This is a genomic window from Comamonas resistens (genome assembly GCF_030064165.1).
In the GTDB taxonomy this organism is placed as follows: Bacteria; Pseudomonadota; Gammaproteobacteria; order Burkholderiales; family Burkholderiaceae_C; genus Comamonas; species Comamonas resistens.
Window position 1 is genome coordinate 4,935,876 of the sequence record NZ_CP125947.1, and the last position, 12,112, is coordinate 4,947,987.

A 12,112-nucleotide genomic window follows, 5' to 3' on the forward strand; every position below is an offset into this window, starting at 1 on the left:
CCGCAGGTGAAATGGTGCGCCGCCTATGGCTGGAGTGGCTGTCAGCTAAACGCCCGATGCGAGGGGCGTCAGCTTCCTCTCACGCACCCTCTGCCAGCGGCGCAATCTCATGCCCGATACGGATGCCGGAGGTTTTCAGCGCCTTGAATGCACAGACTTTTCCACAGCATTTTCACAAAATAGAGAACAGGTCATGCACATTGATTTCCGCCTGCGCTGTGCATCACAGGGACGAAAAAAAGCCGCCTCGGACGGCGGCTCAGCCTTCAGACCAGTGAAGTGATTACTGGTTTGCCAGATCCAGATGGAACTCGCGGGCTTCCTGGATGAACTCGATCAGGGAATTGATGGCTTGGCGCATGATGAACTTTCTATGGACTCAAGAGATGCACTTCAAGCGATAGGCAGCACGCATCTCAAACACTGCCAATACCGGGTTTCACCCTAAGGGTAAACCCTTGTTCTCAAGTATAAGCCACACCTCCATCTTTGCCAAGCGTCACAGATTGCGCACAAGCACTTCAGCAGCACTTCACCTCGTGCCCTCTCTTCGCCAATGGATGCGTGGTTCCTGCGCGCAGCCCACGGTGATGGAGCAGCGATTTGCTGATTCCCTGACTGGTTTATGCCCCGGCTGCTACGCTATCGCCTGTTGACAATACAAATGGGCCGGCAACTGTTGCTGGCTGGCGGAAAGTGGAAATGGTGCGTGATCAAGGTTTGCAGCAGATGACCAGCGCTCTGGGTCATCCCATGAATGCCATCACCCAGCCTGGCTGCCATGGCTGCGCCCCGCTTTGCGCCGGGCAGGAGGTGGCATGAGCACATCCAAGCCGCCCGACTCCAGCCGTCCCGCCGCCTGGCATATCACGCCCATGAATCCTGCGGAAGCTCCCTGGCCGCTGCTGCTGCTGGCCGATCCGTCACGGGAGAAGGTCAAGCGCTATCTGCCCGGCAGCACCTGCTATGCCGCGCGCCAGACCGCGCAGTTCACGCCCAGCGGTCTCGGGGCGCTGATCGGCGTTTGCGTGCTGCAGCCACCCCAGCCCGAGCGTGACAGCTGGGAGCTGATGAATATGGCCGTCTCCCCCTCCTGGCAGCGCAGCGGCATTGGCTCGGCCCTTCTGCACCACGCCATAGGCGAGCTGCGCAAGCGGGGCATCAAGCAGCTGGACGTGGGTACAGGCAGTTTTGGCGATCAGCTGCTGTTCTATCAACGTCTGGGGTTTCGCGTCAGCAGCATCGAACGTGACTTTTTCCTGCGCAACTACACCACGCCTTTATGGGAGCGCGGCGTGCAGCTCAAGGACATGCTGCGGCTGACGCTGGCGCTGTAGTTCCGATCAGCTGCAACAGCGCAAGGCGTCAATCGACACCGGGCATCTGCCGCTTGGAAAGCGGCCCGCCCGCAATGCTCTATAGCAGCTTGCGCTCAAGCCACCTGAACTTCAGACATCAAACATGCTGAAGTGCTTGAATATCAAGCGGTAGCAGCTCCTGTTTCAGGAGCCGCACTGCCCAACCCTCGCTCAAGCCTTGGCCGCCCGGCGCGCGCGCACGGCCGCAGCCAGTTGCTCCAGCACGGGCACGGTCTGCTCCATGCTGATGCAGGCATCGGTCAGCGAGACGCCGTATTGCAGCTCCTGCCCTTCCACGATGTCCTGACGGCCTTCGTGAATATGGCTCTCGATCATCACGCCGGTGATGCGCTCGTCGCCAGCTGCCACCTGCTGCGCCACATCGGCCGCCACCTCGATCTGGCGACGGTGCTGCTTGCTGCTGTTGGCATGCGAGAGGTCGATCATCACCTGCGGGCGCAGACCACTCTTTTCCAGCAGCTCGCAGGCCGCCCGCACATGGGCCGCGTCGTAATTGGGCGCCTTGCCACCGCGCAGGATGATGTGGCAATCCTGGTTGCCGCGCGTCTCGAAAATCGCGCTCTGGCCCATCTTGGTCATGCCCATGAAGGCATGCGATGACTGCGCGGCCAGCATGGCATCGCTAGCCACCTTCACACCACCATCCGTGCCGTTCTTGAAGCCCACGGGGCAGCTCAGGCCGCTGGCCAGCTGGCGATGGCTCTGACTCTCGGTGGTACGCGCACCGATGGCGCCCCAGCTGACCAGGTCGCTGATGAACTGCGGCGACAACAGGTCCAGGAATTCCGTGCCCACGGGCAGGCCCAGCTCCAGCACGTCGAGCAGCAGGCTGCGCGCCAGCTCCAGCCCTTCGTTGATGGCAAAGCTGCCATCGCGGTGCGGGTCGTTGATATAGCCCTTCCAGCCCACCGTGGTGCGCGGCTTTTCAAAGTACACGCGCATGACGATCAGCAAATCATCCTGGAGTGCATCGGCCTGACGTTTTAGCTGTCGCGCATAGTCCATGGCCTGCTCGTGATCGTGAATCGAGCAGGGGCCGACCACAACCACCAGCCGATCATCCTGGGCATGCAGCACGCGCGAGATGGCGGCGCGGCTGGATTCCACCAGTTGCTGCGCCTCTTCGGTCACGGGCAGCCACTCTTCCAGCAAGGCCGGCGTCAGCAGCGGGCGCACGATCTTGATGCGCGTGTCGTCGATACGGGTCTTGTCCAGCGTTGTCAGACGCGGTGCGCTCTTGCGGGCCGGTGCGGAGGAAGATGGTGTGGAGCTTGCAGTCATGGCCGCTATTGTCGCAGCGCACCGATTCCTCCACCTGGCACACAGGTTCGCCAGCGCCGCAAGTTCTGCGGGCAACGCTATGACCGCTGACAGGCATTACGCCTGCAATCCGACAAGGCTGACAGGCATGAGGCTCAACAGTGAGGGCTGGATTCACCTCGCCCCACAACCATGGACAACAACAACCAGCCTGGCAATCCGCAGCGACGCGCCTTCTTTCGCCGCTCCTTGCCCATCATCCCCGTGGCCGCCGTCGCCGCCGCTGGCGGCGCAGCTACCCTGGCCACCCTCGACAACAGCCATCTACCCATGGTTCCCGGCCCGGCCGTGAACACGGCGCTGCGCGATGCGGCCCAATACCGGCCCAGCTATTTCAGCGCCGAGGAATACCGCTTTCTGCAAAGCGCAGTAGCCAGGCTGATACCCAAGGACGAACTGGGCCCCGGCGCCCTGGAAGCGGGCGTGCCCGAGTTCATCGACCGCCAGATGGACACGCCCTATGCCGCCGGCAGCAACTGGTATATGCAGGGTCCGTTCCAGCCTGATGCCGCCCCGGAAATGGGCTACCAGTTGCGCCTGAGCCCGCGCGAGATCTACCGCCTGGGCATTGCCGCAGCCAACCAGTGGTGCAGCCAGAACCTGGGCAAGGACTTTGCCGAGCTGTCCGCCGCCGATCAGGACAAGGCGCTGAGCGCCATGGAGCATGGCGTGGAAGGCTTTGACAACCTGCCATCGGCCACGTTCTTTGCCATGCTCTGGGGCAACACCAAGGAAGGCTTTTTCAGCGACCCGCTGCATGGCGGCAACAAGGACATGGTGGGCTGGAAGCTGATCGGCTTTCCCGGCGCGCGAGCCGACTTCATGGACTGGATAGAGCGCGACGAGGCCTACCCTCAGCCACCGGTTTCCATCCACGGACAGCGAGGTTGAGCCATGAGCAAGACACTTGCCAAGAAAGACGTGGTGGTCATCGGCTTTGGCTGGACGGGCGCCATCATCGCCAAGGAGCTGACCGAAGCGGGCCTCAACGTACTCGCGCTGGAACGCGGCCCCATGCGCGATACCGACCCGGACGGCGTCTATCCGCAGACCATGGATGAGCTGACCTACAACTCGCGCAAAAAGCTGTTTGTCGATGTGTCCAAGGAGACGGTCACCATTCGCCACACCAGCAGCGACACGGCCCTGCCCAACCGCCAACTGGGCGCATTTTTGCCGGGCACCGGCGTGGGCGGCGCGGGTCTGCACTGGTCGGGCGTGCACTTTCGCGTGGACCCCATGGAGCTGCGCATGCGCAGCCACTATGAAGAGCGCTATGGCAAGAAGTTCATACCCGAGGGCATGAGCATCCAGGATTTCGGCGTCAGCTACGAAGAGCTGGAGCCGCATTTCGACTTTGCCGAAAAAGTGTTCGGCACCTCGGGCACGGCCTGGTCGGTCAAGGGCGAAACAGTCGGCGCTGGCAAAGGCGGCAATCCGTTTGCACCCGATAGATCCAACCCGTTTCCGCTGCCTGCGCAGATGAACTCGGTCTCGGCCATGCTCTACGGCAAGGCCGCGGAAGCCGTGGGCTACCACCCCTACAACATGCCGTCGGCCAACACCTCCGGACCCTATACCAACCCCTATGGCGTGCAGATGGGGCCCTGCAACTTCTGCGGCTTTTGCAGCGGCTACGCCTGCTATATGTATTCCAAGGCCTCGCCCAATGTGAACATCCTGCCCGCACTGCGGCTGGACCCGCGCTTCGAGCTGCGCACGCAATGCCAGGTCACGCTCATCAACCTCGCAGCCGATGGCAAGACCGCCACGGGCGTGACCTATATCGACGCATCGGGCAACGAGGTGGTGCAACCGGCCGACATCGTTGCCGTGTGCAGTTTCCAGTTCAACAATGTGCGCATGCTGCTGCTGTCGGGCATTGGCAAGCCCTACGACCCGGTCAGCAACACCGGCACCGTGGGCAAGAACTTTGCCTTCCAGAACATGGCCACCATCAAGGTCTTCTTCGGCAAGGACCAGCACCACACCAACAACTTCATGGGAGCGGGCGGCAACGGCATTGCCGTCGATGATTTCAACGCCGACAACTTCGACCACGGCCCGGCCGGCTTTGTGGGCGGCTCGCCCTTCTGGGTCAACCAGGCGGGCGCCAAGCCCATTGCCGGTACACCGACGGCGCCAGGCACGCCCAACTGGGGCAGCGGCTGGAAGAAAGGCGTGGCCGAGGCCTATACGCACAACGTGTCCATGGACGCACACGGTGCCCACCAGAGCTACCGCGCCAACTACCTGAGCCTGGACCCGACCTACAAGGACGCCTACGGCAACCCGCTGCTGCGCATGACCTTCGACTGGCAGCCTAACGACATCAGGATGAACCTCTTCATGCAGGAAAAAATGAGCGCCATTGCCAAGGCCATGGGCGGTCAGGCAATCAGCATCTCGGGCAAAAAGGAAGGCTCGCATTTCGATACCAACAGCTACCAGACCACGCACTTGAACGGCGGCGCCATCATGGGCACCGACCCGAACACCAGCGCCGTGAACCGCTATCTGCAGAGCTGGGATGTGCACAACGTCTTCGTGCTGGGGGCCTCGGCCTTTCCACAGGGCCTGGGCTACAACCCCACGGGCTTGGTGGCAGCGCTGGCCTACTGGTCGGCGCGCGCGATTCGCGAGCAATATCTGAAGCAGCCTGGCGCTCTGCTCAAGGCCTGAAGGAGGATGCCCATGACCCGACCATCTTCCCGCTTGCAGCGCCGCCTGGTTGCTATTTCAGTGATAGCTGCCAGCGCACTTGGCATCAGCGCCTGGGCGCAAAAAGAAGCTGAAACTAGCGCCAGTCTGGCGCCAGCAGCTACGGTTTCCAATGTTCCTGCCGCACGCGGCCAGACCGGGCCGCAGGACATGGTGACCACAGCTGCGCACCAGCCGCCGGAGCCCATCACCGCAGCCACCTCCAGCGACCCGCTGGTGCGCGGTGCCTACCTGGCCCGCATGGGCGACTGCGTGGCCTGCCACACTGCTCCGGGCGGCAAGCCTTTTGCCGGCGGCCTGCCCATGGAGACCCCCATAGGCACCATCTATTCCAGCAACATCACGCCCGACAAGACTGCGGGCATTGGCAGCTACAGCTTTGCCGACTTTGACCAGGCCGTGCGCCACGGCAAGGACAGGGAAAAAGGCAGCCTCTACCCGGCCATGCCCTACCCGTCCTATGCCAGGGTCAGCGAGCAGGACATGAAGGACCTCTACGCCTATTTCATGCAGCAAGTGAAGCCGGTGGACAGCAAGCCGCCCGAAAACGGCATCCGTTGGCCGCTTTCCATGCGCTGGCCGCTGGGCATCTGGCGCAGCCTGTTTGCTCCCGATGCCGACAAGGTGCAGGCCAAGTCCGAAACCGCAGCCCCCACGGCCGATGCCAGGCTGCGCGGCGCCTATCTGGTCGAAGGCCTGGGCCACTGCGGCGCCTGCCATACGCCGCGCTCCTTCACCATGGCCGAAAAAGCCCTGGACGGCAGTGACAACCGCTTCCTTAGCGGCGGCGACCAGCCCATGGATGGCTGGGTTGCCAAAAGCCTGCGCGGCAACGATGCCGATGGCCTGGCGGCCTGGAGCGAGGCCGATATCGTCGCCCTGCTCAAGACCGGCCGCAACAACCACACGGCCGTGTTCGGCGGCATGAGCGACGTGATTGCGCACAGCACGCAGCACATCAGCGACAGCGATCTCAACTCCATCGCCGTCTACCTGAAATCACTGCCCGCGCAAGGCAAGCCAAAGAGCCGCTTTGCGGCCAGCCCCGACACTGCCAATGCCCTCTGGAAAGGGGACACCAAGCAATACGGCTCCGCCCTGTACCTGGACAACTGCGCAGCCTGCCACCGCAGCGATGGCAAGGGCTACCAGCAGGTGTTCCCGGCCCTGGCGGGCAATGCCGCAGTGCTGGGCGACGACCCCAACAATCTGATCCGCATCGTTCTGCAAGGCAGCAAGCTGCCAGCCACGGCCACGCGTCCATCCACCTTCACCATGCCTGCATTTGCCTGGCGCATGAGCGACCAGCAGGTGGCAGACCTCGTCACCTTTGTACGCCGCAGCTGGGGCAATCAGGCGGCCGCAGTTTCGGCGACCCAGGTGCAGGAAATGCGCAAGACACTGCCTGCACCAACCGCACGGAACGACCAGCCCTAGCAGGCTGCGCTTTCTGCCCCATCAAAAAGACCGCCTAGGCGGTCTTTTTTCAAGAAGAGGACAGTTTCATCAGCACCAGGCCGCTGACGATGAGCACCGCCGCCCCCACCCGCATGGGCGTCAGCGCTTCGCCCAGCGCCAGCACGCCCACCACAAACGCGCCCACGGCACCGATACCGGTCCAGATCGTGTAAGCCGTGCCCAGCGGCAGCGTGCGCATGGCCACCGACAGCAGGCCAAAGCTGGCAATCATCGCCACGATGGTGATGGCGCTGTATTTGAAATTGGTGAAACCGTGGGACTGCTTCATGGTGAAAGCCCAGACCACTTCCAAAACACCCGCAATCAGCAGATAAACCCAAGCCATATAAACCTCGAAAAAGTTGCATGGCCAGGTCGTCCCGGCAAAGAATCCAGCCATGCGCTGCACGGCCAGGCAAGGTCGTCCCTGCCAGTGAAATCCTAACGGCTTGCGCTATTGCAGAGCCCTCATGGGTGGTTAGTTCGCAACATCACCGCACTAGCGGACACATCGCAGCCTGAAACGACGGCAGGAGCGCATCGCACCGGTCACCGGTGCCGCAGCCGGCATTGGCTTGGCGGCCCAGGCAGAAGCGACACGCAGCAGTGGCACACTCAGGTGCCTTATGCCAGCCCCATCGTCACCATGCTTACCGGACTGAATCACCTCACTCTTGCCGTGACCGGGCTGCAGGCCAGCGTGGACTTTTACGTGGGTGTGCTGCGGTTCCGTCTGCGTGCACAGTGGGATACCGGGGCCTATCTGGAGCTCGGCGACTTATGGCTGTGTCTGTCACTGGATAAGGCACGGAGTCTGGCCAGCGCCCCTGACTACACCCACTACGCCTTCAATATTGCCCAGCAGGACTTTGCCCGCTTTGTGGAACATGCCAGGTCATATGGCGTAAAGGAGTGGAAAAGCAACCGCAGCGAAGGCGACTCCTTCTACTTTCTGGACCCGGACGGCCACCAGCTCGAAGCCCATGTGGGTTCGCTGGAAAGCCGCCTGGAACAATGCCGGTTGCGGCCTTATGCAGGCATGCAGTTTTTTGACTGACTACGCCTCAAGCGCAGCGGTTTCCTCTTCCAGCAGCACGATATTCCCCACGGTCGCGCCATAGTGGGTGGCGACGCGCTTGCGCTGCTTGAGCACGGCCCGGTCCTTGCTGACCAGCAGGGCCTTGTGCTGGCTGGCCAGGTCCAGGAAATGCTGATCGTCGGGATCGGTGCAGGTAAAACGGATCTTGGGCGCTTCGGCCACATATTCGACAGCGGCATCGAAGGCCGCCATCACGCCTTCGGGCGTCTTGCCGTAGTAGCTGACGCGCGGGGCAATCTGGCTGTAGTGCAGCACGCGGCCCAGTTCGATGCGCTGGGCTTGATCGGCAATCCAGCGCACCTCGCCACGGGCGACCAGCTCGCGGATGCTGGGGATGTGCGGGTCGTCAAAGATCAGCATGTCCAGCACCACATTGGTGTCCAGAATCATGGGGCGCGGCAACGGGCCTTCGTAGCCGGCGTTGCAGGCCGGCCAGCGCAGAGGAGCGATCTTCATTGCTGTGTATCGCTCTGAATATGGCCTTCAGCCGCTTTGCGGGGCTTGGTCGATCCCTTGACCATGTCGAAGCGGAACAAACGGCATTCGATGGGGCCGTTCCACATGGGAGTGCGGCGCGACTCTTTCAGTCGCATCTGGCCGGGCAGCTTGAGGTCGGGCGTAAGCATATAGGCGCTCCAGCCGCTGTAGTTCTTCTTCCAGTGGCTGGCCAGCTGGCTGAAGAATTCACCGCCGTCCTCGGTCTGCGCGGTTTCGCGGCCTGCGCGTTCGACCTGACCCATGCGCTCCGCCGCATTGCGGCCGGAAGCACCGGCAGCGGCAATACGCTCGCCATAGGGCGGGTTCAAGATCATCATGCCGGGCTGCTCGCTGGGCGGCATGCGCTGCAGCGCATCGCCACCGCGCAGATGCACCGATTCGGCCACGCCGGCACGCTCGGCATTGCGCTGGGCAAAGTCCACCATGCGAAAAGCAATGTCCGAGCCGTAAATGCCCACGGGCGATTCGGGCAGGATGGCGGCTTCGGCCTCATCCAGCATGGCTTCCCAGACATGACGCTGGAACGGTACGAGCTTCTCGAACGCAAAGCGGCGCAGGATACCGGCCGGAATCTTGCGTGCAATCTGCGCGGCCTCGATCACCACGGTGCCGCTGCCGCAGCAGGGGTCGTACAGCGGCTGGGGGTTGTCGCCATGCGGATTCCAGCCGCTGGCGGCAATCATGGCGGCGGCCAGGGTTTCCTTGAGCGGCGCATCGCCCTTGTCCTCGCGCCAGCCGCGCTTGAACAGCGCCTCGCCCGAGGTGTCGATATAGATGGTGGCGCCGTCCGTGGTCAGGTGCAGGTGCACGCGCACATCGGGGTGGTGCGTTTCCACGCTGGGGCGCACGCCATGGCGTTTTTCGCGGAAGCGGTCGGCAATCGCGTCCTTGACCTTGAGCGCGGCAAAGTTCAGGCTGGTCAGCGGGCTGTGCTGGGCCGTCACTTCGATCTTGAAGGTTTCCTTGGGCGAGAACCAGATCTCCCAGGCCACCTCGCTGGCGGCGCGGTACAGATCGTTCTCGCTGCGGTACATGGTGTGCGACAGCTCGATCAGCACACGCTGCGCCAGGCGGCTGTGCAGATTGAGCAGCATGGCATCGCGCCACATGCCGCGCAGCATGACGCCGCCCCGGCCCACGAGCAGATCCTGCCCGGTGGCGCCGGTGATGGCGTGGACCTCGTCGGCCAGAAAGCCCTCGACGCCGGCGGCGCAGGGCAGAAACAGATGCAGTTGGTTCATAGAAATCAGTGCGCACCAGACCGCTTGCCCGGCGCGTTTCAGGGCATAAGCATACGCGCTAGGCCTTTTCCAGTGCCTGCGCACGACAAGCGTTGCTCTACAGACTAGCCATGACGCCAGGGCATGATGCCCACCTGAAGGAGCTAGAAAAATGGAAGAAATCAGCTGGAACGACTTCATGAAGGTGGAGCTGCGCGTGGGCCGCGTGCTGCAGGCCGAGGTCTTTGCCGAGGCCCGCAAACCCGCCTACAAGCTGCTGCTGGACTTTGGCCCCGAGCTGGGCCAGCGCAAGTCCAGTGCGCAGATCACCGCGCATTACCAGCCCGAGGAGCTGGTGGGCCGTCTGGTCGTGGCCGTGGTGAATTTTCCGAAAAAACAGATCGGCCCGCTGATGAGTGAATGCCTGGTCACCGGCTTTCACGACGCCGCTGGCGCCGTGGCCCTGTGCGTGCCAGACAAGGCGGTGCCGCTGGGCACGCGACTGCTGTAGCAGCGCCACCCTGGCGGCCTTTCTATAATCCGCCGCGTCATCAACACAAGGGATTGCCATGGCTTTTGCCGGAGTCGGACTGCACGTCATCATTGCCCTGTTCTTTGCCGTGCATGCGGTGCGCACAGGGCAGAACAACTACTGGCTGTTCATCTTGCTGGCCTTCCCTTTTCTGGGCAGCGTGGTCTATGCGATTGCCATCTACCTGCCCAACTCGCGCCTGGAGCGTGGTGCACGCCAGTTGGTACGGCAGGCCGCCAAGTCCCTGGACCCGACCCGCGAGCTGCGTGAGGCGCAGGCGGCATTTGACTACTCAGCCACAGCCCAGAATGAAATCCGCCTGGCCCAGGCCTTGCTGGAAGCCGGCCAGCCCCGACAGGCGCTGCAGCACTTTGAAGCCAGCATGAAGGGACCGTTCGCCAACGACCTGGAAATCCGCTGGGGCGCAGCGCGTGCGGCTCTGGATGCCGAACAGCCGCAGACGGCGCTGCAGCACCTCAAGGTCATTGCCCAGACCGATATCAATTACCGTGCAGACGAAGTCGGCCTGTTGATCGCCAAGGCGTATGCAGCCCAGGGCGACAACGCCATGGCGCGCCAGTCCTTCGAGTTTCTGCGCGTGCGCTCCGGCAGCTTCGAGGTGCTGGGCGAATACGCCATCTGGTGCACCGAGTCCGGAGACTGGGGTACGGCCCGCCGCCTGCAGGGCGAGCTTGAAAAAGCCCAGACTCACTGGAGCAGCCACCAGCGCACCCTGAACCGTGAACTGCTGCAACGCATCCAGAGCGCCTTTGCCAAGCATTCACAGTAAAAACAGGCCTCAGCCCTTACCCATCAAGCGCTGACAGCTATTGATTCAAAAGCAGCTCACAAAGCGCTTCCAGAGACCACGCAGCCGTTTGACCTGGGCCATGACCTGTTTGGAGCGGCCCGGTAAAATTGCAAACTATGGCAAAAATCATCGTTCTGGCCCTGGTGCTGCTGTTCTTCGGCTGCGGCCTGTACATGCACCTGCGCGGCAAGGTGCGCCACAAGGTGGTGAAGCAATTGTTCGACCACTCCACCTTCACGGCGCCGTTCAACGTCTTCATGCTGATGTTCAGCAAGGTGCCGCGCACGCCCTATCTGCCCACCAGCACCTTCCCCGAGCTGGCCCCGCTGCAGGCCAACTGGCGCGAGATCCGCGAGGAAGCCGTCAACCTGCAAAAGAACATGCAGATCAAGGCCGCCGCCAACAACGACGACGCGGGCTTCAATTCCTTCTTCAAGACCGGCTGGAAACGCTTTTATCTGAAGTGGTATGGCGATGCCCACCCTTCGGCCATGGAACTGTGCCCCAAGACCACAGCCCTGGTGAAGTCCATTCCCAGCGTCAAGGCCGCCATGTTTGCCGAGCTGCCGCCCGGCGCCAAGCTCAATCTGCACCGCGACCCCTATGCAGGCTCGCTGCGCTACCACCTGGCGGTGCTGGCGCCCAACGACGACCGCTGCATGATCGAGGTCGACGGCCAGCCCTATAGCTGGCGCGAGGGCGAAGGCGTGATCTTCGACGAAACCTATATGCACTGGGCCGAGAACCGCAGCGAAGGCAACCGCATCGTGTTGTTCTGCGATGTGGAACGCCCCATGACCAACGGCTTCGCGCAATGGCTCAACCACTGGCTGGGCAAGAACGTGGTGGCCGCCGCCAGCTCGCCCAACAACGAGGGCGACCCGCGCGGCATGATCAGCAAGCTGTTCAAGATCTCGTTCTACATGGGCAAGTACCGCCGCGCCTTCCGCGACTGGAATCCGACCTTCTACAAGATCCTCAAGTTCGGTCTGATGATAGGCGTGCTCGTGCTGTTTGTATGGTGGCTGATCCCCGCTAAATAAGTAAGGGCGGAGCCAAGTCACTAAAAAAGCC

Annotated in this window: 13 protein-coding genes; 9 read left to right on the plus strand and 4 right to left on the minus strand. The window is 62.5% G+C overall.

Translation table 11 applies throughout. The annotated features are described in order from the left end of the window. Positions 1-109 precede the first annotated feature (109 nt). On the plus strand, positions 110-283 hold the full coding sequence (locus tag QMY55_RS23065; protein WP_283486425.1) for a hypothetical protein: 174 nt from the start codon (positions 110-112) through the stop codon (positions 281-283). A 535-nt stretch (positions 284-818) separates the two neighbouring features. Next, a complete protein-coding gene (locus QMY55_RS23070) occupies positions 819-1,337 on the plus strand; it encodes a GNAT family N-acetyltransferase (protein WP_283486426.1) in 519 nt (172 codons plus the stop codon). Between the two features lie 192 nt (positions 1,338-1,529). Here QMY55_RS23070 and QMY55_RS23075 read toward each other — a convergent pair whose 3' ends face one another. Next, positions 1,530-2,660, minus strand: a complete 1,131-nt coding sequence (locus QMY55_RS23075) for a 3-deoxy-7-phosphoheptulonate synthase (RefSeq protein WP_283486427.1) — start codon at positions 2,658-2,660, stop codon at positions 1,530-1,532. Positions 2,661-2,831: 171 nt separating this feature from the next. Between QMY55_RS23075 and QMY55_RS23080 the strand changes: the two genes are divergently transcribed. Genes QMY55_RS23080 through QMY55_RS23090 form a run of 3 tightly spaced genes read left to right on the plus strand, consistent with a single transcriptional unit; the run spans position 2,832 to position 6,857 of the window. Then, a complete protein-coding gene (locus QMY55_RS23080; RefSeq protein ID WP_283486428.1) occupies positions 2,832-3,590 on the plus strand; it encodes a gluconate 2-dehydrogenase subunit 3 family protein in 759 nt (252 codons plus the stop codon). Between the two features lie 3 nt (positions 3,591-3,593). Next, the gene (locus QMY55_RS23085) at positions 3,594-5,381 is read left to right on the plus strand and encodes a GMC family oxidoreductase (protein ID WP_283486429.1); all 1,788 of its coding nucleotides are present in this window, start codon (positions 3,594-3,596) and stop codon (positions 5,379-5,381) included. Positions 5,382-5,387: 6 nt separating this feature from the next. Further along, complete coding sequence (locus QMY55_RS23090; protein WP_407650569.1) at positions 5,388-6,857, plus strand: c-type cytochrome; 1,470 nt, start codon at positions 5,388-5,390, stop codon at positions 6,855-6,857. Positions 6,858-6,906: 49 nt separating this feature from the next. Here the strand turns inward: QMY55_RS23090 and QMY55_RS23095 are convergent, their stop codons facing one another. Beyond that, positions 6,907-7,224 (minus strand): DMT family transporter, encoded by a 318-nt coding sequence (locus QMY55_RS23095; RefSeq protein ID WP_283486431.1) that lies wholly within the window; start codon positions 7,222-7,224, stop codon positions 6,907-6,909. A 300-nt stretch (positions 7,225-7,524) separates the two neighbouring features. On the opposite strand from QMY55_RS23095, the gene fos reads away from it, so the two are divergent. Then, entirely contained in the window at positions 7,525-7,935 is a 411-nt protein-coding gene (fos, locus tag QMY55_RS23100) for a fosfomycin resistance glutathione transferase (RefSeq protein ID WP_283489045.1), read from the plus strand. On the opposite strand, the gene QMY55_RS23105 is transcribed toward fos, so the two are convergent. Beyond that, a complete protein-coding gene (locus QMY55_RS23105) occupies positions 7,936-8,433 on the minus strand; it encodes a PIN domain-containing protein (RefSeq protein WP_283486432.1) in 498 nt (165 codons plus the stop codon). Further along, positions 8,430-9,716 carry a THUMP domain-containing class I SAM-dependent RNA methyltransferase gene (locus QMY55_RS23110; RefSeq protein ID WP_283486433.1) on the minus strand — a complete coding sequence of 429 codons (1,287 nt, stop codon included), beginning with the start codon at positions 9,714-9,716 and terminating at the stop codon, positions 8,430-8,432. The genes QMY55_RS23105 and QMY55_RS23110 overlap by 4 nt, the downstream gene beginning before the upstream one ends. 151 nt (positions 9,717-9,867) lie before the next feature. On the opposite strand from QMY55_RS23110, the gene QMY55_RS23115 reads away from it, so the two are divergent. The 3 genes from QMY55_RS23115 to QMY55_RS23125 all read left to right on the plus strand — a co-directional run bounded on the left by QMY55_RS23115 (position 9,868) and on the right by QMY55_RS23125 (position 12,081). Further along, the gene (locus tag QMY55_RS23115) at positions 9,868-10,206 is read left to right on the plus strand and encodes a tRNA-binding protein (protein WP_283486434.1); all 339 of its coding nucleotides are present in this window, start codon (positions 9,868-9,870) and stop codon (positions 10,204-10,206) included. 58 nt (positions 10,207-10,264) lie between these two features. Continuing rightward, positions 10,265-11,017 carry a tetratricopeptide repeat protein gene (locus tag QMY55_RS23120; RefSeq protein ID WP_283486435.1) on the plus strand — a complete coding sequence of 251 codons (753 nt, stop codon included), beginning with the start codon at positions 10,265-10,267 and terminating at the stop codon, positions 11,015-11,017. A 137-nt stretch (positions 11,018-11,154) separates the two neighbouring features. After that, positions 11,155-12,081: an aspartyl/asparaginyl beta-hydroxylase domain-containing protein gene (locus tag QMY55_RS23125; RefSeq protein WP_283486436.1), complete on the plus strand. Its 927-nt coding sequence runs from the start codon at positions 11,155-11,157 to the stop codon at positions 12,079-12,081. Positions 12,082-12,112: the final 31 nt, after the last annotated feature.